The organism is Pelomonas nitida, assembly GCF_043555975.1.
Lineage (GTDB): Bacteria > Pseudomonadota > Gammaproteobacteria > Burkholderiales > Burkholderiaceae_C > Pelomonas > Pelomonas nitida.
Genome location: NZ_JBIGIA010000024.1, coordinates 36,535 through 59,304, shown reverse-complemented (window position 1 = coordinate 59,304; position 22,770 = coordinate 36,535). Strand labels below are relative to the sequence as shown.

General features: G+C 68.4%; 23 protein-coding genes. 7 read left to right on the top strand and 16 right to left on the bottom strand.

The annotated features are described in order from the left end of the window. Positions 1–306: 306 nt before the first annotated feature. From ACG00X_RS22275 to ACG00X_RS22255, 5 genes are all read right to left on the bottom strand, one after another. On the bottom strand, positions 307–1,818 hold the full coding sequence (locus ACG00X_RS22275; protein WP_394491695.1) for a tripartite tricarboxylate transporter permease: 1,512 nt from the start codon (positions 1,816–1,818) through the stop codon (positions 307–309). Positions 1,819–1,825: 7 nt separating this feature from the next. Next, positions 1,826–2,290, bottom strand: a complete 465-nt coding sequence (locus ACG00X_RS22270; protein ID WP_394491693.1) for a tripartite tricarboxylate transporter TctB family protein — start codon at positions 2,288–2,290, stop codon at positions 1,826–1,828. Positions 2,291–2,398: 108 nt separating this feature from the next. Continuing rightward, the gene (gene tfpB, locus ACG00X_RS22265) at positions 2,399–4,177 is read right to left on the bottom strand and encodes a type IV pilus assembly ATPase TfpB (RefSeq protein WP_394491691.1); all 1,779 of its coding nucleotides are present in this window, start codon (positions 4,175–4,177) and stop codon (positions 2,399–2,401) included. A gap of 11 nt (positions 4,178–4,188) precedes the next feature. Then, the gene (locus tag ACG00X_RS22260) at positions 4,189–4,962 is read right to left on the bottom strand and encodes a spermine/spermidine synthase domain-containing protein (RefSeq protein ID WP_394491690.1); all 774 of its coding nucleotides are present in this window, start codon (positions 4,960–4,962) and stop codon (positions 4,189–4,191) included. Between the two features lie 44 nt (positions 4,963–5,006). Further along, positions 5,007–5,576 carry a DNA-deoxyinosine glycosylase gene (locus ACG00X_RS22255; protein WP_394491688.1) on the bottom strand — a complete coding sequence of 190 codons (570 nt, stop codon included), beginning with the start codon at positions 5,574–5,576 and terminating at the stop codon, positions 5,007–5,009. Positions 5,577–5,591: 15 nt separating this feature from the next. Here ACG00X_RS22255 and ACG00X_RS22250 point away from each other — a divergent pair, with 15 nt between their 5' ends. Together ACG00X_RS22250 and ACG00X_RS22245 are read left to right on the top strand one after the other, a co-directional pair. Continuing rightward, positions 5,592–6,401, top strand: a complete 810-nt coding sequence (locus ACG00X_RS22250) for a mechanosensitive ion channel family protein (RefSeq protein WP_394491699.1) — start codon at positions 5,592–5,594, stop codon at positions 6,399–6,401. A 174-nt stretch (positions 6,402–6,575) separates the two neighbouring features. Then, complete coding sequence (locus ACG00X_RS22245) at positions 6,576–7,043, top strand: hypothetical protein (protein ID WP_394491686.1); 468 nt, start codon at positions 6,576–6,578, stop codon at positions 7,041–7,043. Positions 7,044–7,133: 90 nt separating this feature from the next. Here ACG00X_RS22245 and ACG00X_RS22240 read toward each other — a convergent pair whose 3' ends face one another. From ACG00X_RS22240 to uraH, 11 genes are all read right to left on the bottom strand, one after another. Further along, complete coding sequence (locus ACG00X_RS22240) at positions 7,134–7,994, bottom strand: TatD family hydrolase (RefSeq protein ID WP_394491684.1); 861 nt, start codon at positions 7,992–7,994, stop codon at positions 7,134–7,136. Positions 7,995–8,013: 19 nt separating this feature from the next. After that, on the bottom strand, positions 8,014–8,871 hold the full coding sequence (gene purU, locus ACG00X_RS22235) for a formyltetrahydrofolate deformylase (protein ID WP_394491682.1): 858 nt from the start codon (positions 8,869–8,871) through the stop codon (positions 8,014–8,016). A gap of 9 nt (positions 8,872–8,880) precedes the next feature. Beyond that, positions 8,881–9,558, bottom strand: a complete 678-nt coding sequence (gene lolD / locus ACG00X_RS22230; protein WP_394491680.1) for a lipoprotein-releasing ABC transporter ATP-binding protein LolD — start codon at positions 9,556–9,558, stop codon at positions 8,881–8,883. Beyond that, the gene (locus tag ACG00X_RS22225) at positions 9,551–10,807 is read right to left on the bottom strand and encodes a lipoprotein-releasing ABC transporter permease subunit (RefSeq protein ID WP_394491678.1); all 1,257 of its coding nucleotides are present in this window, start codon (positions 10,805–10,807) and stop codon (positions 9,551–9,553) included. The genes lolD and ACG00X_RS22225 overlap by 8 nt, the downstream gene beginning before the upstream one ends. A 162-nt stretch (positions 10,808–10,969) precedes the next feature. Then, positions 10,970–11,809, bottom strand: coding sequence for an HDOD domain-containing protein (locus ACG00X_RS22220; RefSeq protein ID WP_394491676.1), 840 nt, complete (start codon positions 11,807–11,809; stop codon positions 10,970–10,972). A gap of 36 nt (positions 11,810–11,845) precedes the next feature. Further along, positions 11,846–13,147 (bottom strand): glycerate kinase type-2 family protein, encoded by a 1,302-nt coding sequence (locus ACG00X_RS22215; RefSeq protein WP_394491674.1) that lies wholly within the window; start codon positions 13,145–13,147, stop codon positions 11,846–11,848. A gap of 10 nt (positions 13,148–13,157) precedes the next feature. Beyond that, positions 13,158–14,342, bottom strand: a complete 1,185-nt coding sequence (locus tag ACG00X_RS22210) for a urate hydroxylase PuuD (RefSeq protein ID WP_394491672.1) — start codon at positions 14,340–14,342, stop codon at positions 13,158–13,160. Between the two features lie 173 nt (positions 14,343–14,515). Next, positions 14,516–16,120 (bottom strand): methyl-accepting chemotaxis protein, encoded by a 1,605-nt coding sequence (locus ACG00X_RS22205; protein WP_394491670.1) that lies wholly within the window; start codon positions 16,118–16,120, stop codon positions 14,516–14,518. A gap of 155 nt (positions 16,121–16,275) precedes the next feature. Continuing rightward, complete coding sequence (gene xdhC, locus ACG00X_RS22200; RefSeq protein WP_394491668.1) at positions 16,276–17,040, bottom strand: xanthine dehydrogenase accessory protein XdhC; 765 nt, start codon at positions 17,038–17,040, stop codon at positions 16,276–16,278. After that, on the bottom strand, positions 17,037–17,234 hold the full coding sequence (locus tag ACG00X_RS22195; protein WP_394491666.1) for a hypothetical protein: 198 nt from the start codon (positions 17,232–17,234) through the stop codon (positions 17,037–17,039). Before ACG00X_RS22195 ends, xdhC begins: the two co-directional genes overlap by 4 nt. Positions 17,235–17,236: 2 nt before the next feature. Next, positions 17,237–17,590 (bottom strand): hydroxyisourate hydrolase, encoded by a 354-nt coding sequence (gene uraH, locus ACG00X_RS22190; RefSeq protein ID WP_394491664.1) that lies wholly within the window; start codon positions 17,588–17,590, stop codon positions 17,237–17,239. Between the two features lie 49 nt (positions 17,591–17,639). Here uraH and puuE point away from each other — a divergent pair, with 49 nt between their 5' ends. From puuE to ACG00X_RS22165, 5 genes are all read left to right on the top strand, one after another. Beyond that, the gene (puuE, locus tag ACG00X_RS22185; protein WP_394491662.1) at positions 17,640–18,608 is read left to right on the top strand and encodes an allantoinase PuuE; all 969 of its coding nucleotides are present in this window, start codon (positions 17,640–17,642) and stop codon (positions 18,606–18,608) included. 124 nt (positions 18,609–18,732) lie between these two features. Next, positions 18,733–20,514 carry a 2-oxo-4-hydroxy-4-carboxy-5-ureidoimidazoline decarboxylase gene (gene uraD / locus ACG00X_RS22180; protein ID WP_394491660.1) on the top strand — a complete coding sequence of 594 codons (1,782 nt, stop codon included), beginning with the start codon at positions 18,733–18,735 and terminating at the stop codon, positions 20,512–20,514. Next, positions 20,514–20,975 carry a hypothetical protein gene (locus ACG00X_RS22175; protein WP_394491658.1) on the top strand — a complete coding sequence of 154 codons (462 nt, stop codon included), beginning with the start codon at positions 20,514–20,516 and terminating at the stop codon, positions 20,973–20,975. Before uraD ends, ACG00X_RS22175 begins: the two co-directional genes overlap by 1 nt. A gap of 2 nt (positions 20,976–20,977) precedes the next feature. Next, positions 20,978–22,201, top strand: a complete 1,224-nt coding sequence (locus ACG00X_RS22170; RefSeq protein ID WP_394491656.1) for an ArgE/DapE family deacylase — start codon at positions 20,978–20,980, stop codon at positions 22,199–22,201. 87 nt (positions 22,202–22,288) lie between these two features. Continuing rightward, positions 22,289–22,684, top strand: a complete 396-nt coding sequence (locus ACG00X_RS22165; protein WP_394491654.1) for a DUF2946 family protein — start codon at positions 22,289–22,291, stop codon at positions 22,682–22,684. Positions 22,685–22,770: the final 86 nt, after the last annotated feature.

Below are 22,770 nucleotides of genomic sequence, written 5' to 3'. Positions count from 1 at the left end.
CAAATCCGCCAGCAAGGCATTTCTGCCCCACCCTTCACCAACATCTCGCTGCGTCTTTCAACTCAGCGCTGTCATCAGCGAAGCCCACGACTGTAGCACAGGAATTTCGGGGGAGGCAAGAAGACGGTCGACTTTTCTTATTGCGCCCCGTCGATCGCCCATCCCAGCGAGCCAGGTGGGCCCGCGAACAGCTGCTCCGATGTCACTACTGGCCAGGGCATGCTGCTGCGCTCTGCGGTCCGGCGCGCGGCGGGCATACACGCCGCAACCGGCAGAGTGTCGGCACTTCGAGCTCTGCGTCGCCGATCAGTTCTCCTCGTTGAACGCCTCTTCACGCTTGCTCTTGATCGAGGGCAGCATGACCACCAGGATCATCAGCACGGCGGCAATCAGCAAGCCCGCAGAGAGCGGCCGCGTCAGGAAAGTGCTCCAGTCTCCTCGCGCCAACCGCAGGGCGCGTCGCAGATATTCCTCCATCAGCGGCCCCAAGATGAAGCCGAGCAGCAATGGTGCGGGTTCGCAGCTGAGCTTGTAGAACACATAGCCCAGCAGCGCGAACGCGGCAGTCAGATAAACGTCCAGGACATTGGAGTTGACCGAGTACGCGCCAATGCAGCAGAAGATGACGATGGCTGGGAACAGGAATCGGTAGGGAACGGTCAGCAGCTTGATCCAGATGCCGATCAGCGGCAGGTTCAGCACGATCAGCATCAGATTGCCGATCCACATCGACGCAATGAGGCCCCAAAACAGTTGGGGATTGCTGGTCATGACCTGCGGCCCGGGCTGGATGCCCTTGATGGTCATGGCTCCCACCATCAGCGCCATCACGGCATTCGGCGGGATGCCGAGCGTGAGCATGGGGATGAAACTGGTCTGAGCACCCGCGTTGTTGGCACTCTCCGGCCCTGCCACGCCCTGGATGGCGCCCTTGCCGAATGGCACCCGGGGGTTGCGCGCCACCTTCTTCTCTAATGTGTATGCCGCAAACGAAGCCAGCAGCGCGCCGCCACCGGGCAGCACGCCGAGGATGGAACCCAGCGTCGTGCCCCGCAAGACGGCTGGCCAGGCTTCCTTGAAGTCCTCTCGCGTCGGCCAAAGTCCCTTGACCTCCTTCGTGAAGACCTCGCGATGCTCGGAGGGCTGCCCCAGGTTCGCGATGATCTCGCCGAAACCGAACAGGCCCATGGCAATGACGACGAAGCCGATCCCGTCCGTCAGCTCGGGAATGTCGAACGAAAAGCGCGCGATGCCCGAATCAACGTCTGTGTTGATCTGCCCGAGCAGGATGCCCAGCACGATCATCGCGATGGCCTTGATGAGCGAGCCCGACGCCAGCACGACGGCCCCCACCAACCCCAGCACCATCAGGGAGAAGTACTCGGCGGCGCCGAACTGGAAAGCCAGCTGCGTCAGCGGCGGTGCGAAGGCCGCGATGATGACGGTGCCCACGCAGCCTGCGAAGAAGCTTCCCAGGCCTGCCGCGGCGAGTGCCGCGCCGGCCCGGCCGTTGCGGGCCATCTGGTAGCCGTCGATCGCCGTGACCACCGAACTCGACTCACCCGGCACATTGATCAGGATGGCCGTCGTCGAGCCGCCGTACTGCGCACCGTAATAGATGCCGGCCAGCATGATGAGCGCGGGCGTGGCGTCCAGTGTGTAGATGGACGGCAGCAGCATCGCGATCGTCGCCACCGGCCCCAGTCCCGGCAACACACCGATCAAGGTGCCCAGCAATGTGCCGAAGAAGGCGTAGGCCAGATTCTGGAGCGTCAGCGCCGTCTGGAAACCCAGACCCAGGTTGTTCAGAAGATCCATGGCGCGCTCAGCCCCCGAAATAGACAGGCCACAACGGCACGGTCAGCTTCAAGCCCCAGATAAACAGGGCCCAGCTCCCCACGGTCAGCACGATGCACGTGATGAGGACATCACGCCAGCGGAACTCGTCGCCGGCAAAAGACGCTAACGTGATGACCAGCGGCAGCGTGCAAGCCAACCCCAGGCGTGGCAGCGCCACACCGAACAGCGCCACGGCGGAAACAATGACGATCAGCGGGCGCCACGCAATGTTGCCGACCGGATCGCCGCCTTCGGACTCCAGCGTCAGCGCCTTGAACAGCACGATGCTGCCCAGCAGCGCCAGCAACACGCCCAGGCCAAACGGAAAGTAGCCCGGCCCGGGGCGCGCTGAGTTGCCAAATGAATATTCCGTCGCACCCCACGCGAACGTCACGCCCACCACCAGAAACATCAGCCCGGACCAGAAGTCACGCTGGCTCTTGATCTTCATCGCTTACAGCCTCCCGCACGCCAACAGCAGGCGCGCAATAACCCGGCGGCGATTCTGTCAGCGGCGGACTCAGTGCAGCCTGAGGATTACGCGAACACCAACCTTTGCTTACGCTTCCCATGCAGGCGTGCTGCGCAACACCTCATCGATGGTCGTCACGCCTTCCGCGACCTTCATCGCACCGGCCAGGCGCAGCGGCCGCAGACCTTCGTGCACGGCCTGCCGCCGCAGGCTGGACAAATCGCTCAGCGTCGGCTTCACGCCTTCCGTGATCGAGAGCAGTTCATACAGGCCGGCCCGGCCACGGAAGCCCGTGTTGCGGCACTCGATGCAACCCACCGGCTTGTACGGCTTCACGCCGCCACCCAGGCGCCAGTGCCTGACCAACTCGTTGAGGCTCTCGCGGGTGACGGTCGGGTCCGGCTGCTTGCAATGCGGGCACAGCGTGCGCACAAGCCGCTGGGCCAGCACGCCGATGATGGTGGCGCTCAGCAGGTAGCTGGGCACGCCCAGGTCGAGCAGGCGCGTGATGGCCGACACCGAATCATTGGTGTGCAGCGTGCTGAACACCAAGTGGCCCGTCAGCGCCGCCTGGATGGCCATCTCGGCCGTCTCCAGGTCACGAATTTCGCCGACCATGATGATGTCCGGGTCCTGCCGCATGAGCGCACGCAGCCCCTCCGCGAAACCGAAGTCCAGCGCGCCCTGCACCTGCGTCTGGTTGAACGCCGGCTCGATCATCTCGATCGGGTCTTCGATGGTCGTGACGTTGACCTCGTCGGTCGCCAGGCGCTTGAGCGTGGAGTACAGCGTCGTCGTCTTGCCGGAGCCGGTCGGCCCCGTCACCAGGATGATGCCGTGGGGCTGCTTCACGAGCTGCTCCCAGCGGTCGGAGTCGTGCTGGCCAAAGCCCAGCGACGCCAGGTCCTTCACCGCCGTGTCCGGGTCGAAGATGCGCATGACCATCTTCTCGCCGAAGGCCGTGGGCAGCGTGGACAACCGCATTTCGACTTCGTCGCCCGCCGGGTTGCGCGTCTTGATGCGGCCGTCCAGCGGGCGACGCTTCTCAACGACGTCCATGCGGCCCAGCAACTTGATGCGCGACGTCATCGCCGCCATCACCGTCGGTGGCAACTGGTAGACCGTGTGCAGCACGCCGTCGATGCGGAAGCGGATCACGCCCATCTCGCGGCGCGGCTCCAGGTGGATGTCAGACGCGCGCTGGTCGAACGCGTACTGCCACAGCCAGTCGACGACCTGCACGACGCCCTGGTCGTTGGCGTCCAGCTGCTTGTTGTTCTTGCCCAGCTCGACAAGCTGCTCGAAGCTCGCCACCTGGCTCTGCTCGCCGGCCTTGGCGGCCTGGCGAACCGACCGCGCGAGCGTGAAGAACTCGGTCGTGTAACGGGCAATGTCCAGCGGGTTGGCGATGACGAGCTTGATGGGCTTGCGCACATGCGACTCGATCTGCGCGACCCACCGCGTATCGAAGGGCTCACAGGTCGCGATCGTCACGTCCGTCAGGCCGAACTGCACCGGCAGGCAGCGATTGGCCTCGGCATAGCCGACGGACATCACGTCGCCCACGCGGCCCACGTCCACCTTCAGCGGGTCGATGCGCAGGTAAGGCAGGCCCACGCGCTTGGCCATCCATTCGGACAGCGCGTCCACATCCAGCGACTTGCCGCTGACCAGGTGGACGAGGCCCGCGTTACCCAGACGCACCAGCGGGTGCAGTGAACTGTCACCGGCAGCAAAACGCTGCTCCGTGCGAAGCGCCTGGGCCTCGTCGATGACGCCATCGCGCAGCATCCACTTGAGCAAATGGCGCCACTCGATGCGCCCCTCGGGCTTGGCGGAGGAAGGCGGTCGGGACTTGGAATTCATCGTCGTCGATGTCAAAGCGCTTGCAGGATGTTCTGGGCCAGTGGCCTCACGAGGCGCAACCATTTGCGCGCCGGCAGCTTGAAGCGCGACTCGATCGTAGCCGCCCGCTGCTCCAGCACCTCGCGGCTCGGCACCACCACGCCGCGCGCAGCGACGACCACGGTGTTGCCTTCCTTCGTCGGGGCCAGGCTCCACACCTGGTCCGACCCGAAAGCGCGGGCGATGCGTGCCGCGCTGCGCGCGAAGCTGGCGCTGCGGCCGAACAGGTTGACGGTCATCAGGCCGCCCTCCACCAACACGCCGCGGCAGGCGGCATAGAAGGCTTCGTCGTCAAGCACCGGCGACGCAGCGTCGTGGTCATAGACATCGACGTTGAGCACGTCGACTGTCTGCAGGCGGCTGTCGTCCAGTACCCAGCGGCCGGCGTCGTCGTTGACGACCTCCAGGCGCGCGTCGTTGGCGGGCAGGCGAAACCACTGCCGGCAGGCGGCAATGACTTCCGGGTTGATCTCCACGGCCGTCGTCTGCATCTTCAGCTGGCCGTGGCAAAAGCGGGTCAGCGCGGCGGCGCCAAGGCCCAGCTGCACGGCATGGCCGTCGCACAGCTGGGCTTCGTCGCGCCACAGCATCCAGGCGCACATGCGCTGGATGTATTCGAGTTCGAGCTGGTCGGGCTTGCGGATGCGCATGGCCCCCTGAACCCAGATGGAATCCAGGTGCAGGAAGCGCACGCCGTCGAATTCACTCAACGTCGCAGGGCCCCAGGTGGGTGTCTTTGATCTCATGGGCAGCGAATCCTAGGCCAACGCGAGCGGGTCACTCGTTTCCATCAGTCACCGCCCACGTACGGCTGCAGCGCCGCCCGCCATGCCGTGACCTTGCCCACCAGCGGCACGCCCGCATGCGCCGGGCTGGTGGACGGCAGGCGCAGCACCGGCAGCGGCACGTCACCCAGCGCCAGCAACGTCTGCCGATGCGCCAGCGCACCGTTGCAGCCGATGGCACGCAGCGCAGGCAACCGCGCCAGCAGCTCGCGCAGGTCGCTGGGCTCGGCGGCCTCGATGGCGGTGTCCAGGCTGCCCTCGCGCCGGCAGGCGGCCACCGCGTCCCACAGCGCGATGCGGTGACCGCGCAGCTGCTGCAGGCGCTCGGCGTAGGGCCGCTGCGCGAGGTCAGACACACCAGTCAGCGCCGCCATCACCGGCCAGAACGCGTTGCGCGGGTGGGCGTAGTACTGCGCCGCCTGCAGCGACGCCGCACCGGGAAAGCTGCCCAGCAACAGCAAGCGGGCGCGCGCGTCGAACACCGGCGCCAGGCCGGTGAGCCGCCGTTCGGTCTCGGGGTTTGCCGGATTGCCGCTGCGGATCGGGGGCTGAGACGATGACGGAGGCGTTTTCAATGGGAGAGGCACATGCTGAACACCGAAGCCATCTGGCAGTTTCTCAGCACCCAGGGGGCCGACTTCGGCCTCAAGGTGCTGGCGGCCATCGCCGCCTGGGTCGTGGGCCGCTGGCTCATCTCGCTGGCGCTGCGGCTGTTCTCCGCCGCGTTGCTGCGCGGCAAGCACATCGACTCGACGCTGGTCACCTACCTGCGCTCCATCCTCAGCGTGCTGCTGAACATCGTGCTGATCCTGTCCATCCTGGACATTTTCGGCGTCAAGACCACCTCCTTCGCCGCGCTGCTGGCCGGCGCCGGCCTGGCCATCGGCACCGCCTGGGGCGGGCTGCTGACCCACTTCGCCGCAGGCGTGTTCATGCAGGTGCTGCGGCCGTTCAAGGTCGGCGACTTCGTGCAGGCCGGCGGCGTGACCGGCACCGTCACCGAGATCGGCCTGTTCGGCACCACCATCACCAGCCCCGACAACGTCCACACCATCATCGGCAACAACACTGTTTTCAACAGCGCCATCCAGAACTACTCGACGCTGCCGCACCGCCGCGTCGACTGCACGGCCAAGGTCGCCAACAGCGTGGACCCGCTGGACGCCATCGCGCGGCTCAAGCCCGCCATCGCCGCCATCCCGAACGTGATGACAACGCCGGCACCCGACATCGAGATCCTGCAGTTCACCCCGGAAGGCCCGCTGCTGGCCGTGCGGCCCTACTGCCACACGGACCACTACTGGCAGGTCTACTTCGACACGCACAAGGCCGTCGTCGCGACCTTCGGCGCGGCCGGCTACCCGGTGCCGGAGACGCCGCTGGCGCCGCGGAATCGGTGAGCCCGTCGACCTGCTTGGCCCAGTGCTGTTCGGGATGGATGCGGGCGCCTCGGCGCCAGCGACCGGGTAGAGCTGAGGCTCGTTGTTGCCGCGAGCAGAGGCACAGGGCTCTTGCTTGCAGCAAGCGCTGTATGCGCGGCCGATTTCCCGCCGCCTCGCGCCAAAATTGCTTTGATGAATACCGCCAAGCTCGTCGGCTCGCTGCTGATCCCACTTGTTGCTTCGGCCAACGTCCATGCAGACCAGCGCCCCAACGTTTTGGATCTTTCGGTAAGTAGCATGGGATACGGCCCGTCACTTCACCTGAGCCGAGCAAACCTCTATTGCGAAGTGCGGAAGCCGAGCGGAGTCAAGCGCTTCAAACTTCCGCCCCCTTCCAGGACTGCCTGGCAGGATTTCCGCACAGAGTTGGATCGCTTGAAGGTGTGGCGCTGGGAGGGGTCCTACTCTCCGACTTCGCTCGTCTACGACGGGACGCGATGGAGTTTGAGCATCAAGTACGCAGATGCTGCCGTGTCTAGCGCCGGCTCGAACGAATATCCAGACTTTGATGGACGTCCCAGCGGCTCGGAAGCCACCTCTGACGCCTTCCATAGTTTGCTCGCCGCGATCCGAAAGCTTGCGCCCGGCTGCGCGTTCTGAAGCAAACGGAATGTCCACTTCCGCTGAAAGAGAGGCTGGAGACAACGGCGACGCCCCGTCGAACCGAGGGCCTGCATTGCCGTCGGCAAGTCACTGGGCTTCCTGCGCTACCAACCTGGGCAAAGCGGCGCAGGCGTTCGCGCTGGTGATCTCCTCGGTCTGAGCCAACGTCCAGCCACGCAGCTCAGCCAGGCTCTCTGCGATGTGTGGCAGTTCCGCCGGCTCGTTGCGCCCCTGCCCCTGCCCCGGCTCGGCTTCCCGCGCCTCGGCCGTCTTGTAGAGCCACTGCGGCGGGATGTCCGGCGCATCGGTCTCCAACACCAGCGCGGTCTCCGGCAGCTCGGCGGCGAGGCGGCGGATCTGCAGCGAGCGCTCGAAGGTCAGCGTGCCGCCGAAGCCTAGCTTGAAACCCAGCGCGATGAAGGCCCGCGCCTGCTGCTCGCTGCCGTTGAACGCGTGGGCGATGCCGCCGTGCGCAAAGCCGACGCGGCGCAGGCCGGCCAGCAGCTGATCGGCGCTGCGGCGCACATGCAGCAGCACCGGCAGGCCGGCGCGCTTCGCCAACTTGAGCTGTTCGACATAGAAGCGCTGCTGGGTGTCGGCGTCCAGGCCCGGCACGAAGAAGTCCAGCCCGATCTCGCCGACGGCGACGAGCCGCGGGTCGTCGCGGTGCTGCTCCAACGCCTCGGCCACGCGGCCCAGGTCGCCTTCGCTGGCGTTCATCACGTACAGCGGATGGATGCCCAACGCGTACGTGAAGCCATGCTCGTGCGCCAGCTCGCGCACGCGCGCCAGGCTGTGCGCATCGACGGCGGGGATGACGATCTGCGTGACACCCGCAGCGCGGGCACGCGCGACGACGGCGTCACGGTCGGTGTCGAACTCGGCCGCGTCGAGGTGGCAGTGGGTGTCGATCCACACTGCCGCCTGGCCTTCGCGACCCGCTGCCATGGCGTTCGCAGGCCCCGCCTCAGCGGAACACCACCGTCCGGTTGCCGTTCAACAGCACGCGGTGCTCGGCATGCCACTGGATGGCCCGCGCCAGCGCGACGCATTCCATGTCGCGGCCGATGCCGACGAGCTGCTCCGGCGGCATGCTGTGGTCGATGCGGGCGACCTCCTGCTCGATGATCGGACCTTCGTCGAGGTCGCTGGTCACGTAGTGGGCCGTGGCGCCGATGAGCTTCACGCCGCGCTCGTAGGCCTGGTGGTAGGGCTTGGCGCCCTTGAAGCTGGGCAAGAAGCTGTGGTGGATGTTGATCGCGCGGCCGCTCAGGTCGCGGCACAGCTCGGGCGACAGGATCTGCATGTAGCGCGCCAGCACGACGAGGTCGATCTGGTTCTCGGCGACGACCTCGCGGATCTTGGCTTCCTGCGCCTGCTTTTGCGCGTCGGTGGCGCCCAGCAGCGGGAAGTGGTGGAAGGGAATGTTGTGCGAGGCCGCGAGCTGGTAGAAGTCGCGGTGGTTGGACACGATGGCCGGGATCTCGATCGGCAGATGCCCCGTCTGCACGCGGAACAGCAGGTCGTTCAGGCAGTGGCCCAGCTTGGACACCAGCAGCAGCACGCGCGTCTTGCGGGCGCGCGAAACCAGCTCCCAGTCCATGCCGAACTCTTGCGCCAGCGGCTGGAACGCGGCCTGCAGTGCCTGCTCTTCAGCGACCGCCTCGAACTCGATGCGCATGAAAAAGCGCGCATGGTCCGCGTCACCGTGCTGGTGGGACGTGAGGATGTTGCCGCCCTGCTGCAGCAGCACGCCGGTGACGGCGTGCACGATGCCGGCGCGGTCGGGGCAGGAGAGCTTGAGGATGAAGCGAGGGGTGGTCATGCGAGCAGATCAGGCAGAGAACTGGCCGGCAACCAGGCGCAGCTGCCGGTCGCAGCGCGCCGCGAGGTCGCGGTCGTGGGTGACGAGGACGAAGGCGGTGCCCAGCTCGCGCGCCTGCTCCAGCATCAGCGCGAAGACGGCATCCGCGGTGTCGCGGTCGAGGTTGCCGGTGGGCTCGTCGGCCAGCACGCAGGCGGGCCGCGTGACCAGCGCCCGCGCAATGGCCACACGCTGGCGCTCGCCGCCGGACAGCTCCGCCGGCCGGTGCTGCACACGCTCCTTCAGGCCCACGCGCGCCAGCATCTGCGCGGCAGCGGCCTGCGCCTGGGCGGGCGTCTGGCGGCGGATGCGCAGCGGCATGGCCACGTTGTCCAGCGCCGAGAACTCCGGCAGCAGGTGATGGAACTGGTAGACGAAGCCCAGGTGCTGGTTGCGCCAGCGGCCGCGCTCGGCCTCGTCCATGGACGCAAACGACTGGCCCATCAACGTGACGTTGCCGACGGTGGGCTGGTCCAGCCCGCCCAGCAGGTGCAGCAGCGTGGACTTGCCCGAGCCCGACGCGCCAATGATGGCCAGCGTCTCGCCGCGCTTCACGGCCAAGTCCACACCGCGCAGCACGGTGACGTCCAGGCCGCCTTCCTCGAAGCGGCGCGTGATGCCGGTGGCTTGAAGAATGAGGTCACTCATAGCGCAGCGCCTCCGCCGGCTGCACGCGGCTGGCGCGCCAGCTCGGGTAGAGCGTGAAGATCAGCGACAGCAGCAGCGCCACGACGACGATGGGCGCGATGTCGCCCCACTGCGGATCGCTGGGCATCTGGCTGATGAGGTAGACGCTGCCGGGCAGGAAGCTGGTGTTGAGCAAGTGTTCGATGGCCGGCACGATGACGTCGATGTTGAAGGCGATGAGCAGGCCGAACACGACGCCGGCCAGCGTGCCGATGACGCCGGACACGGCGCCCTGCACGATGAAGATGCCCATGATGGAGCGCGGGCTGGCACCCAGCGTGCGCAGGATGGCGATGTCGCTTTGCTTGTCGGTGACCGTCATGATCAGCGTCGACAGCAGGTTGAACGCCGCCACGGCGACGATCAGCGTCAGCACGATGCTCATCATGCGCTTCTCGATCTGCACGGCGTCAAACCACACGGCGTTGGCCCGCGTCCAGTCGCGCACGCGGATCTGCGGGCCCATGGCGTTGGACAGTTCGCCGGCCACGCGGCGGGCCTCGTGCACATCACGCAGCTTGAGCTGCACGCCCGTCGGGCCGCCGGTGCGGAAGAGCTTGGCGGCGTCGTCCACATGCACGAGCGCCAGGCTGGAGTCGTACTCGTAGTGGCCCGAGTTGAAGATGCCGACGACGTTGAAGCTCTTGAGCCGCGGCACGACGCCGGCCGGCGTGACCTGGCCGCCCGGCGCTACCACGGTGATCTTGTCGCCCTCGCCCACCGCCAGCTGGCGCGCCAGCTCGGCCCCCAGCACGATGTTCCAGGCACCCGGCGCCAGTTTGGCCAGCACGGTGTCCTTGAGCTGCGCGCCCAGGCCGGTGACCGTGGCCTCCTCGGCTGGCGAGATGCCGCGGATGACGGCGCCGCGCATGTCTTCGCCGCGCGCGATGAGACTTTGGCTGGCGACGAAGGGCGCCGCCCCGATGACCTCGGGATTGCGCCGCGCCTGCGCAGCGGTGGCCTGCCAGTCGGGCAGCGCCTGGCCGGCATAGTCCAGCAGCTCCACGTGGGCGATGACATTGAGCATGCGGTCGCGCACTTCCTTCTGGAAGCCGTTCATGACCGACAGCACGACGATCAGTGCCATCACGCCCAGCGCGATGCCCACCATGGACGCGCCGGAGATGAAGCTGATGAAGCGGTTGCGCCGCCCGCCGCGGCCGGCGCGGACGTAGCGCAGCCCGACCTGGAGTTCAAACGGCAAGGGCATGGGGCGGTACGAAGGCAGACTGCATGGGGCCGGGATGGTAACTGGCGGGGCGCTGCCAGAACGGCGCCAGCCCATGACCGCACCCGCAGCCCGCCCTCGTCTGCCAGACCGGCGGCGTCCTCGCTGACAGCGCCGCCGTCGCCACGGAGAGCGGCGAGCGCGTCAGTGCAGCATCTGCTCGACCTCAGCCGCCGGGTCGCCGGCGGCGGTGAGCTTGGCGGCCAGCAGGTCCAGGTCCAGCCGCAGGTGGTCGATCAGTTCGGGCACCGCGACCTTGAGCGCCTGCGCGGGTTCGTCGTGATGCTGTGCAGCATCGGCCAGCACCTCGGCCAGGTGGAGCACGGCGGCGATCAGCGAGAACGGGCGAATCTCCAGCGGCGTGTTGGTGTCCTTGAACGCTTCCACCATGCGCTGCGGGAAATGCCAATGCGCGGCCAGCACCGCCGTCACGTCGGCATGCGTGCAGCCGAAGCGGTGCTCCTCCAGCGAGAAGCGGCTGCCGGGCTCGTTCGCATGGCTTTCCACATCGGCCACGAGTTTGGGGTCGTCCATCGCCATCAGCAGCTGGCCGGTGCGCAGCATCAGCCCGGCGAGGTAGGCCGTGTCGGTGGTGGCGCCATCGGCGCCCAGCATGCGGGCGAGGATGCGCGAATAGTTGGCCGTGGCGATGCTGTGCCGCCAGAACGTCGTGCGGTCCAGCCCCTGCACCTTGGGGAAGGCGCCGCTGAGGCAGGCGGCCATCGCAAGGTTGCGCAGCGTCTCCAGCCCCAGCGCGTGGGCCGCGTCCATGACCGTGGCGATCTGGTGCGACGGGCTGTAATGCGCCGAGTTGGCCAGCCGCAGCACCTTGGCCGACAAGGTGGAGTCTTTCTCGATGAGGGCCGCCACCTGCGCCAGCCCGACGTTGTCGTCATCGAAGCTCTTCAGCAGCCGGGAGGCCACTTCGGGCATGGTGGGCAGGGCGCTGTGCTTGACGAAGAAACGCTCGGCAGCTGCGGTCATCGTGGACTCCTTGTCTCGGTCGATGGGCGACCCAGTCTAGGGCCCCATCACGAGCATCGCGCGGAAATCGTTCACGTTGGTGAAGCTCGGGCCAGGGTTCAGCAAATCGCCCAGCGGCGCGAAGAAACTGGCGCTGTCGTGCCCGTCCAGCAAGGCCTGGGCGCTCAGGCCCAGCGCGCGGGCGCGGGCCAGGCTGGTGGGCGTCAGCAGCGCGCCAGCATGCGGGCCCACGCCGTCGATGCCGTCGGTGTCGGCCGCCAGCGCCCAGATGCCGGGCTCGCCCTGCAGCGCCAGCGCACAGCCGAGCAGGAACTCGGTGGCGCGCCCGCCCTGCCCGGCGCGCGCGCCGGGCGCGACCGTCACGGTGGTTTCGCCGCCCGACAGGATCACGCAAGGCGGCGCGAACGGCTGGCCGTACCGCCGCACCGCGCGCGCCAGCGCCGCATGCATGCCGCCGATGACGCGGGACTCGCCCTCGATCTCGTCGCTGAGGATGTGCGCCGCCAGCCCCTGCGCGCGCGCCGCCTCGGCGGCAGCCTGCAGGCTCATCTGCGGCGTGGCCAGCATCACCAGCTCGTGGCCGGCCAGGCGCGGGTCGCCGGGCTTGGGGGTTTCGAACGCGCCCGACGCGAGCCCGGCGCGGGCGGCATCGGGCAGATCGATGCGATAGCGCTGGCAGATGGCCAGCGCGTCGGCGCAGGTGCTCGGGTCGGCCACCGTCGGCCCGGAGGCGATGACGGCCGGGTCGTCGCCGGGCACGTCGCTGATGGTCAGCGTCAGCACGCGCGCGGGCGCGCAGGCCGCCGCCAGCCGCCCGCCCTTGATGGCCGACAGGTGCTTGCGCACGCAGTTCATCTCGCCGATGGCCGCGCCGCTGTTCAGCAGCGCGCGGTTGACGGCCTGCTTGTCGGCCAGCGTGAGGCCGGGCGCCGGCAGGCTCAGCAGCGCCGAGCCGCCGCCGGAGATCAGGCAGATGACGAGGTCGTCGGCCGTCAGGCCCTGCGTCAGCGCCAGCAGCCGTTCGCTGGCAGCCAGCCCGCTCGCGTCGGGCACGGGGTGGGCGGCTTCGACCACCTCCAGCCGGCGCGGCCGGTAGCCCGGCGGCACATGCCCGTAGCGCGTGATGACGAGGCCCGACAGCGGGGCGTCGGCCGGCCACGCAGCCTCCAGCGCCCGCGCCATGGACCCACCCGCCTTGCCGGCACCAAGCACCAGCGTGCGGCCTTTCTCGGGATCGGGCGGTGCGGGCAGATGCGCCTTCAGCACCTCGCCCGGCAGCGCGCGCGCCACGGCGACGTCGTAGAGCTGGCGCAGCAGCGCGCGGGGGTCGAGGGCCATCGTCGGCGCTTCAGGGTTGCAGGGCCCAGCGCGCGACCAGTGCGCGCTCGTCGTCGGTCATGCCGGTCGCATTGTTCAGCGGCATCGCGCGCTGCACGACGACCTGCTGGTAGATCTGCGCCTTGTGGGCCGCCAGCCCTTCGGCGCTGTCCAGCCGCACGCCCTTCTGCGCCGCCTCGCCGGTATGGCAGAGCGCGCAGCGCTGCGCCTCGATGGCCTGCACCTGTGCCAGCGTCACGGGTTGGGCGGCGGCGGCGCTGGCCTGCGGGCGGGGCGCCATCCAGGCGATCAGGCCGCCCAGCAGCACCAGCGCCACGACTACCGCGCCCGGGCTGTTGACGCCCTTGTGGCGTTTCACGAAGAAGACCCGGATCGCCACGCCCGCCGCCATCAGCACGCACAGCACCGCCCAGTTGTGCGGGTGCTGGTGCAGCATGCCGTAGTGGTTGCTCAGCATGGCGATGAGCACCGGCAGGCCGAAGTAGGTGTTGTGCACGCTGCGCTGCTTGCCGCGCTGGCCGTAGATGGGGTCGGGCTTCTGGCCGGCGCGCATCTGGGCGATGACCTTCTTCTGCCCCGGGATGATCCAGTGCGCCACGTTGGCCGTCATCATGGTCGCGAGCGTCGCGCCGATCAGCAGGAATGCGGCGCGGCCGGCGAACAGATGGCTGGCCAGCCAGCTCGCGAACACGATGAACACCGCGACGACCGCCATCACGCGGCCGTCGTGGCCGATGCCGCCGTCCTTCGTGCGCCCCAGCGTCTGGCAGGCGATGTCATACACCGCCGTGCCCACCACGAGGAAGCCCAGCGCCGCACACACCGCCTGCCACGGCGCGCCCCAGGCGTACACGCGCGGGTCGATCAGCATCTGGCTGGCGTTGAAGAGGTAGAGCACGACGAACAGCGCGAAGCCGCTCATCCACGTCCAGTAGCTCTCCCAGTAGAACCAGTGCAGGTCTTTCGGAAGGTTCGCCGGCGCCACCATGTACTTCTGCGGGTTGTAGAAGCCGCCGCCGTGCACGGCCCACAGTTCGCCGTCGACGCCTTTTGCCTGCAGGTCCGCCGCCAGCGGCTTGACGAGGTGGTTGTCCAGCCAGACGAAATAGAACGACGCGCCGATCCAGGCGATGACGGTGATGACGTGTAGCCAACGCAGCAGCAGGTTGGCCCAGTCGAGCAGATAGATGTCCATGAGCGGTGGTGATCTCGATGGCCTCACCACGGCGGGTGCTGTGAGGCCCAAGCGTCGCGTCCGCAGGAGCTGAGCACCCCCGACACCGCTGCGACTGGAGGCAAAGTGTATGCAGCCCCCGTGCCAGCCATGCGGCTGCGGCGCGCCGGGCCGCCGCGTGCGCTGCCGGCAGCTCAGCGCTTCTTGAAGCCGACGTAGGTCACGCCGATGACGCTGCCACGCCCGTCCTTGATCGGGCTGTAGCAGGCGTCGAACCGCGTGCCGAGCACGTCCACCTCACCACGGAACGCCTGGCCGCGGCGGACGGCCTCGTAGGCCTGGGCCCGCGCCAGCAGCGTGCCCACGCCGCGCGTGCCCTCGGGGGTCAGCACATTGGTGCTGACGCGCACGAAATCGTCCCCCACCTTCACGAACAGCGTCGCCGTGGCACCGACCGACCGCTTGATGTCGTCCACCAGCGCGTAATTCTTGGTGAGCTTGTGGCCACCGAAATACAGGCCCGGCACGTCGCGGTCGCCGACACGCTCGCTGCCCTGCAGCCGGGGCGTGCCCAATTGCGCGAGCCGGCCCTCCATCTCGGCCACCACACGCGCCGGGTCGCCGGCCTCGTGCAGCCGGAAAAAGGCCACCGCGTCGACCAGTTGCTGCGCCTGCTCGCGCAGGCTGGCCGCGGCGGCGGCGCTCTGCTCCACCAACGCGGCGTTCTGCTGCGTGGTCCGGTCCATCTCGGTGACGGCCTCGCCCACGTCACCCACCTGGCGGGCCTGCTCGGTGCTGGCCGCGCTGATCTCGTTGACGATGCGGTCCACCCGGGTGATGGCGTCCACCACCTGCTGCATGGTCTCGCCTGCGCCGTCCACCTGGCGCGAGCCAGCCTGCACCCGCTCACCACTGTCGGTGATGAGCTGCTTGATCTCGCGGGCAGCCTCGCTGCTGCGCTGCGCGAGGCTGCGCACCTCGCCGGCCACCACCGCGAAGCCCCGCCCCTGCTCGCCCGCCCGCGCCGCCTCGACGGCGGCGTTCAACGCCAGGATGTTGGTCTGGAAGGCGATGCTGTCGATGACGCCGATGATCTCCGCGATGCGCGACGAACTGGTGCTGATGCCACGCATCGTCTCCACCACGCCGCCCACCGCGGCGCCCCCCTGTGCGGCCACGGTGCTGGCCTGTGTCGCCACGCCGCTGGCGTCGCTGGCGTGATCGGCGCTGAACGTCACCTGCTGCCGCAGCGCACCCATCGCCGCCGCCGTGCGCTGCAAGGCAGCGGCCTGCAACTCGGTGCGATGGGACAGGTCCATGTTGCCCGTGGCGATCTCGGCGCTGGCCATGGCCACGCCCTCGGCGCCCTCGCGCACCTGCGCCACCACCGTGATCCAGCGTTGCTGCATCTGCGCCAGGCCCGCCATCACGCTGGCGTCGTCACCCGGGCGCACCGGCAGATGGCCGGTCAGGTTGCCCTCGGCAATGCGGCGCAGATGGCGGGCCACCTCACGCGGCTCGCCCCCCAGGTCACGCGCCGTCGAACGCAACAGCAGCGTCGCCAGCAAGCCGCCGGACAGCACGCTGACGATGAGCAGGCCCCAGATCACCCACCGCGCCGCCGCCTGGCCTTCGCCCGCAGCGCCCAGCGCCTGAAGGGCCGCGCCGCCCATGGCGACCGTCAGCAAGGTCAGCCAGCCAAATGCCAGCAGCAACTTCTGCGCGGCCCCGCGACCGCCCCCTTGCGCGAGTCGGTCGGTGCCACGCGGCAGCATGCCCGGCGGGCTGAACTGGGACATCTTTTCTCTCCTTGCCTGTCGCGCCACACAACAAATCACCACCGGGCTGGCGCAGCACGGGTCGGCGTTCTAATCATGAAATTGATCGGCAAATTTGCCGGCGCGTCTTGTAGCACCGCTCACCGCGCCTCAGAACAGGCGCGGCGCGACTTTGTTCATGGCAACGCCAGGATTTGCGCTAACACCGCCACCGCGATGACGGCCGGCTGCTTGCCGGCCACGCCGGGCACGCCGATGGGGCAGGTCACGCGGGCCAGGTCGGCCGCGTCGAAGCCGCGCGCCTCCAGCCGCTGACGAAAGCTCGCCCATTTCGTCTTGCTGCCGATCATGCCGATGAAGCCCAGGTCGCCCCGCTCGCGCTGGCGCCGCAGGCAGGCCGCAATGATGTCGAAGTCTTCCGCGTGGTTGTGCGTCAGCACCAGCACCGCCGCGCCCGGCGCGATGTCCGGCACTGCATCGGCCGGCGGATCAACGGCCTCCTGCCGCCAGCCGCGCGCGGGCGGGTCGGCAGGGAACTGCTCGGCACGGCTGTCGATCCAGTGCAGCGCCAGCGGCAGATCGCGCGCGATGCGGGCGATGGCCTGGCCCACATGGCCGGCACCGAACAGGGCCAGCGGGCGCTGTGCTTCGCAGGGCAGGCGCGCCGCCAGGTCCTCACCCGCCGCCACGCGCTCGAAGCGCAGCCACACGACGCCGCCGCAGCACTGGCCGAGCGACGGCCCCAGCGGATAACGCACCTCGTCTTCGAGCTCACCACCGGCCAGCGCCGCGCGGGCCCGCGCAATGGCATCGAACTCCAGATGCCCGCCGCCCACGGTACCCGTGGAGGCGTGGGCGGTAACCGTCATCCACGCACCCACCTCACGCGGCACGCTGCCGCTGGTACGGGAGACGGTGACCAGGATCAACGGCAGCGTCATCGCGCCCGCCGCCGCGTGAGGCGCACGAATACGCCCAGCGCCAAAACGGCCAGGAAACCACCCAGCATGAACTTGGCGAACGCCACACCCACAACGGCTCCGCTGCCGAACGCGGCGACGCCGAGCACGTCGATGCCGTCCAGCATCGTGCCCTTCGCGCGCTCGCGAAGAGGCTTCGGCGTGGGCTGCTCCACGATCAGCTTCCTCGGTAGGTCGAGTAGGACCAAGGCGACGCCAGCAACGGCACGTGGTAATGCGAGTCGGCGTCGGCGATGCCGAAGTCCAGCGGCACTTCGTCGAGGAAAGCCGGCTCGGGCAGCTCGGCGCCGCGGGCGCGGAAATAGGCGGCCACCTCGAACACGAGGCGGTAGCGGCCAGCCGCGAGGGCGGCGCCCTCCAGCAGCGGGCCGTCGGCACGACCATCCCCGTTCAGGTGCAGGCTGCGCAACCATTTGGGGCCTTCCGCCTCAAAACGGTAAAGGCGCACGCCCATGCCGGCGGCAGGGCAGCCGTTGGCGGTGTCGAGTACATGTGTTGTCAGTTTGCCCATCGTGGTTCCAGTGCCTGTTCGGTGCTGCGGCTTGATGCAAAGTGTAGGGATGAGCACAGCACGCTATCCCCGCGACCTGATCGGCTACGGCGAGAACCCACCCCATGCGCAATGGCCGGGCCAGGCCCGCGTGGCCGTGCAGTTCGTGCTGAACTACGAAGAGGGTGGCGAAAACTCCGTGCTGCATGGCGACGCCGGCAGCGAGCAGTTCCTGTCCGAGATGTTCAACCCGGCCAGCTACCCTGCCCGGCACCTGAGCATGGAGGGCATCTACGAATACGGCTCGCGCGTGGGCGTGTGGCGGCTCTTGAAGGAGTTCGAGCAGCGTGCGCTGCCGCTGACCGTCTTCGGCGTGGGCATGGCCCTGGAGCGCTGCCCGGAGGTGACACAGGCCTTCGTCGAGCTGAACCACGAGATCGCCTCGCACGGCTGGCGCTGGATTCACTACCAGGGCATGGACGAAGGCACCGAGCGCGCGCACATGGCGCAGGCCATGGCCTCGCTGCAGCGCCTCACGCTGGGCCGCCCGGCCGACGGCCTGCACGGCCTGGGCTGGTACACCGGCCGCGACAGCCCCAACACGCGCCGCCTCGTGGCCGACTTCGGCGGCTTCGAGTACGACAGCGACTACTACGGCGACGACCTGCCCTTCTGGCTGCAGGTGCGCAAGACGAATGGCGAACTCGCCCCGCACCTCGTCGTGCCCTACACGCTGGACTGCAATGACATGCGCTTCGCGCTGCCGCAGGGCTTCAGCCACGGCGAGCCGTTCTTCGAGTACCTGAAGGACACGTTCGACGTGCTCTACGCCGAGGGCGCCGACAGCCCGAAGATGATGAGCATCGGCATGCACTGCCGGCTGCTGGGCCGCCCGGGGCGCATGCGTGCGCTGCAGAAGTTTTTGGACCACATCGAGTCTCATGACCGCGTGTGGGTCTGCCGCCGGCTGGACATCGCCCGGCACTGGAAAACGGTTCACCCCTTTGACGCCAAGACGGCTTTCGTCTGGGAGACATAGCCCACCCCCTACGCGCTTCGCGCGCCCCCTCAAGGAGGCGTCACCAGTCGCCCGGCAAAGCCGGATCGACGGTGCCCGCTGAGTCACACTCAAGACCGGCGACACGCCGACTGTCCTTTCGCCCATGCCACTCACTGTCGATCAACTGAACCACGCCAGCGCCGCGGACTTCGTCGCGCTGCTGGACGGTACCTATGAACACTCGCCGTGGATTGCCGAGCGCGCTGCGGCGGCCCGCCCCTTCAAAAGCCTGGCCGCACTGAAGGTCGCGCTGGCCCGCGTCGTGCGCGAGGCCACGGTCGACGAACAGCTGGGCCTGATCCGCGCCCACCCCGAGCTGGCCGGCAAGGCTGCCGTGGCCGGCGAGCTGACGGCCGAGTCGACGAACGAGCAGCAGAAGGCCGGGCTGACGGCCTGCACGCCGGAGGAGTTCGCCAAGCTGCACAAGCTCAACGCCGACTACAACGCGCGCTTCGGCTTTCCCTTCATCCTGGCCGTGCGCGGCCCGCGCGGGACGGGCTTCACGCGCCAGGACATCATCGCCACCTTCGAGCGCCGGCTGCGCGCCCACCCGGAGGTGGAACGTGCCGAATGCCTGCGCCAGATCCACCGCATCGCCGAGATCCGCCTGAACGACAAGTTCGGCGTGGAACCGAAGCTCGGCCAGCAGCTGTGGGACTGGGCCGCCGAGTTGGCCGCGCACAGCGACACCGAGGACTTCCTGACCTGCACCTACGCGACGCCCGCACACACGGCCGTCGCCGCGCAGCTGATGGCCTGGATGCGCGACTGCGGCTTTGACGACGTCACGCGCGACGCGGTGGGCAATGTCGTCGGCGTGTACCACGGCACCGGCGAGGTCTCCACGCAGCAGCGCCTGCTGACCGGCAGCCACTACGACACCGTGCGCCGCGCCGGCCGCTTCGACGGGCGCCTGGGCATCTTCGTGCCCATGCTGGCCGTGCGCGAGCTGCACCGAGCGACCAGGCGGCTGCCGTTCGGCATCGAAGTGGTGGGCTTCTCGGAAGAGGAATGCCAGCGCTTCCCGGCCGACTTCCTCGCGTCCAGCGCCCTCATCGGCCGCTTCGACCCCACCTGGCTGGACGGCACCGACGCCGCCGGCGTCACGCTGCGCGACGCGATGCAGGCCGCCGGCCTGCCCGGCACTTTTGAATCCATCGCAGCGCTCCGGCGCGACCCGTCGCGCTACCTCGGCTTTGTCGAGGTGCACATCGAGCAAGGCCCGGTGCTGGACAGCCTGGACCTGCCGTTGGGACTGGTCACCAGCATCAACGGCAGCCGGCGCTACACCGGCGAGATCGTCGGCCTGGCCAGCCACGCCGGCACCACGCCCATGGGCCAGCGCCGCGACGCCGCGGCGGGCGTGGCAGAGCTGATCCTCTTTGTGGAGCAGCGTGCTGCCGCCGTGCCCGATGTGGTGGGCACCGTGGGCATGCTGGAGGTGCCGTCGGGTTCCATCAACGTCATCCCCGGCCGCTGCCGCTTCAGCCTGGACCTGCGCGCCACGACCGACGCCGCCCGCGACGCGCTGGACACCGACGTGCGCGCCAAGCTCGACGAGATCTGCCAGCGCCGCGGCCTGAGCCACACGTTGCAACCCACACTGGCCGCCAACGCGGCGCCGAGTGATGCGGCCTGGCAATCCCGCTGGGAAGCTGCGGTCACCGAACTGGGCCTGCCCCTCCACCGCCTGCCCTCCGGCGCCGGCCATGACGCGATGAAGATGCACGAGCTGCTGCCGCAAGCCATGCTGTTCGTGCGCGGCGGCAATGGCGGCATCAGCCACAACCCGCTGGAGTCGGTGACGGTGGATGATGCGGAGCTGGCTGTCAGAGCTTTCGAATTGCTCTGTCAAAACCTAGTCGCCCAATCTAGAGGCACATGATGGATCAACGTTTGCGTCTGAGATTTGCATCCACGAATGCATTGGAGGAAACGCTAGACGGCGACGAAGAGAACTTCGCGCGATATTTCTTCGCGATTTACCACTGCAAACCCGATGAATCGCCTGAACTCAACGCCCGGCGCGAGGAGTTGCGTCGTCTCCATCCTCACTTGGCGATTGCCGTTGGTGAGCGCTTTGTCCTATCAGGGGAAGCTGCGTTCCAAGCGGTCGGCGGCTACCTCAATGCTGTCGCGTTCGCAAGTACGCTCTCCGAGGACTACCGTGCCTACTTCAAGCAACGTCTCGACGAAGTTGCAGCACTTCATCGGAAGAGCCAAGCTTTGCCCGAACCTATCCATCTGACTGAAGGTCAACTCGCCCACGATTCTCGTCTTGAGTTCATGGCGTGCATGGCTCTCTCGAACGGTCAGATCGTTGCCGACTTCAAATTGGCCTGCTGAGCATGATTTCAACCGACACCTGGATTGCCGACCACTTCGACGACGAGGTCCGCTTCCTCCAGCAACTCGTCCGCATCCCCACCGACACCCCGCCCGGCAACAACACGCCGCATGCCGACCGCACGGCCGAGCTGCTGACTCAACTGGGCTTCGAGGCGGAGAAGCACGCTGTGCCGGCCGCCGACGTGCAGGCCGCCGGCATGCAGTCCATCACCAACCTGATCGTTCGCCACCGCTTCTCCGAAGACGGCCCGACCATCGCGCTGAACGCCCACGGCGACGTGGTGCCACCCGGCGAGGGCTGGACCCACGATCCCTACGGCGCAGAGATTGATAACGGCAAGCTCTACGGCCGCGCGTCGGCCGTCAGCAAGAGCGACTTCGCGACCTACACCTTCGCGCTGCTGGCGTTGAAGAATTCCGGCCTGCCGCTGCGCGGCGCCGTCGAGCTGCACTTCACCTACGACGAGGAGTTCGGCGGCGAGCTGGGCCCGGGCTGGTTGCTGGCGCAAGGCCTGACGAAGCCCGACTTCCTGATCGCCGCAGGCTTCAGCTACCAGGTGGTCACCGCGCACAACGGCTGCCTGCAGATGGAGGTCACGCTGCACGGCCTGGCCTCGCACGCCGCCTACCCGACCACGGGCGTGGACGCGCTGCAGGCCGCCAACAAGCTGCTGACGGCGCTGTACGCGTACAACGACGTGCTGAAAACGCGCCGCTCCGCGGTGCCAGGCATCACCCACCCCTACCTGAACGTCGGCCGCATCGAAGGCGGCAGCAACACCAACGTCGTGCCCGGAAAGGTGGTGCTGAAGCTGGACCGCCGCATGATCCCCGAGGAGAACCCGGCCGAAGTGGAAGCCGAGGTGCGCGTGCTGATCGAGAGCACGGTCGCGCGGTCCCCCGGCATCCGGCTGGAGATCAAGCGCCTGCTGCTGGCCCACCCGATGACGCCGCTGCCCGGCGCGGCGCCGCTGGTCGCCGCACTGCAGAAGCACGGTGAGGCGGTGTTCGGCGAACCCATCCCAACCTCGGGCACGCCGCTCTACACCGACGTGCGCCTCTACACCGCGCAGGGCGTCCCGGCCGCCATCTACGGCGCCGGGCCACGCACGGTGCTGGAGAGCAATGCCAAGCGTGCCGACGAGCACCTGGACCTGGCCGACCTGCAGCGCGCCACGCAGGTGGTGGCGCACGCGCTGGCGGAGCTGCTGCAGCCGCAGTGAGGTTGCTGCCCCGGTGATGCGCCACAACGCCACCGGGCTTGCGCTGCATCAGTCGCCAGCGGCGGCCTCGCCCCTACACTGACGGCCATGCAGCATCTGCCGTTCACCCAGCGCACCGCCCGCCGCCAGGCGTGGTGGCTACTGGCCGTGTTCGTGCTGGGGCTGCTGGCGCCGGGCATCAGCGCGGCGATGGCGCATGCGCGCGGTGATTTCTCGGCCTGGCAGGACATCTGCCGCGCACCGAGCGTGGCTGGCAAGGCCGCCGAGCCCCGGCCCATCGACAAGGCGCTCACGCTGCTGACGCAGGGCCACTGCGCAGCCTGCCACATCACGAGCGCCGACCTGGCGCCGCCCCCTGCCCTGCCGGCGGCGCCGCTGCAAGCCCACCTGGGCTTCGAGGCCCCCGAGCGCTTCTGGACCGCACCGGTCACCGCCCACGCCTGGCGGCCGGCCAGCGCCCGCGCGCCGCCCGCCGAGATCTGAGTCCCGCTGCTTCGCCACCGGCCCACGCGCCGGGTGGCGCCTGCCGTCGCCTGATTGCCGACGGCCCGACCTGATCTCTGCGAATT

Excerpts from the sequence above, each read along its gene's own strand:
- ACG00X_RS22275 (WP_394491695.1), bottom strand. The coding sequence starts at position 1,818 with ATGGATCTTCTGAACAACCTGGGTCTGGGTTTCCAGACGGCGCTGACG.
- ACG00X_RS22270 (WP_394491693.1), bottom strand. The coding sequence starts at position 2,290 with ATGAAGATCAAGAGCCAGCGTGACTTCTGGTCCGGGCTGATGTTTCTG.
- tfpB (WP_394491691.1), bottom strand. The coding sequence starts at position 4,177 with ATGAATTCCAAGTCCCGACCGCCTTCCTCCGCCAAGCCCGAGGGGCGC.
- ACG00X_RS22260 (WP_394491690.1), bottom strand. The coding sequence starts at position 4,962 with ATGAGATCAAAGACACCCACCTGGGGCCCTGCGACGTTGAGTGAATTC.
- ACG00X_RS22245 (WP_394491686.1), top strand. The coding sequence starts at position 6,576 with ATGAATACCGCCAAGCTCGTCGGCTCGCTGCTGATCCCACTTGTTGCT.
- ACG00X_RS22240 (WP_394491684.1), bottom strand. The coding sequence starts at position 7,994 with ATGGCAGCGGGTCGCGAAGGCCAGGCGGCAGTGTGGATCGACACCCAC.
- purU (WP_394491682.1), bottom strand. The coding sequence starts at position 8,871 with ATGACCACCCCTCGCTTCATCCTCAAGCTCTCCTGCCCCGACCGCGCC.
- lolD (WP_394491680.1), bottom strand. The coding sequence starts at position 9,558 with ATGAGTGACCTCATTCTTCAAGCCACCGGCATCACGCGCCGCTTCGAG.
- ACG00X_RS22225 (WP_394491678.1), bottom strand. The coding sequence starts at position 10,807 with ATGCCCTTGCCGTTTGAACTCCAGGTCGGGCTGCGCTACGTCCGCGCC.
- ACG00X_RS22220 (WP_394491676.1), bottom strand. The coding sequence starts at position 11,809 with ATGACCGCAGCTGCCGAGCGTTTCTTCGTCAAGCACAGCGCCCTGCCC.
- ACG00X_RS22215 (WP_394491674.1), bottom strand. The coding sequence starts at position 13,147 with ATGGCCCTCGACCCCCGCGCGCTGCTGCGCCAGCTCTACGACGTCGCC.
- ACG00X_RS22210 (WP_394491672.1), bottom strand. The coding sequence starts at position 14,342 with ATGGACATCTATCTGCTCGACTGGGCCAACCTGCTGCTGCGTTGGCTA.
- ACG00X_RS22205 (WP_394491670.1), bottom strand. The coding sequence starts at position 16,120 with ATGTCCCAGTTCAGCCCGCCGGGCATGCTGCCGCGTGGCACCGACCGA.
- xdhC (WP_394491668.1), bottom strand. The coding sequence starts at position 17,040 with ATGACGCTGCCGTTGATCCTGGTCACCGTCTCCCGTACCAGCGGCAGC.
- uraH (WP_394491664.1), bottom strand. The coding sequence starts at position 17,590 with ATGGGCAAACTGACAACACATGTACTCGACACCGCCAACGGCTGCCCT.
- puuE (WP_394491662.1), top strand. The coding sequence starts at position 17,640 with ATGAGCACAGCACGCTATCCCCGCGACCTGATCGGCTACGGCGAGAAC.
- uraD (WP_394491660.1), top strand. The coding sequence starts at position 18,733 with ATGCCACTCACTGTCGATCAACTGAACCACGCCAGCGCCGCGGACTTC.
- ACG00X_RS22175 (WP_394491658.1), top strand. The coding sequence starts at position 20,514 with ATGGATCAACGTTTGCGTCTGAGATTTGCATCCACGAATGCATTGGAG.
- ACG00X_RS22170 (WP_394491656.1), top strand. The coding sequence starts at position 20,978 with ATGATTTCAACCGACACCTGGATTGCCGACCACTTCGACGACGAGGTC.
- ACG00X_RS22165 (WP_394491654.1), top strand. The coding sequence starts at position 22,289 with ATGCAGCATCTGCCGTTCACCCAGCGCACCGCCCGCCGCCAGGCGTGG.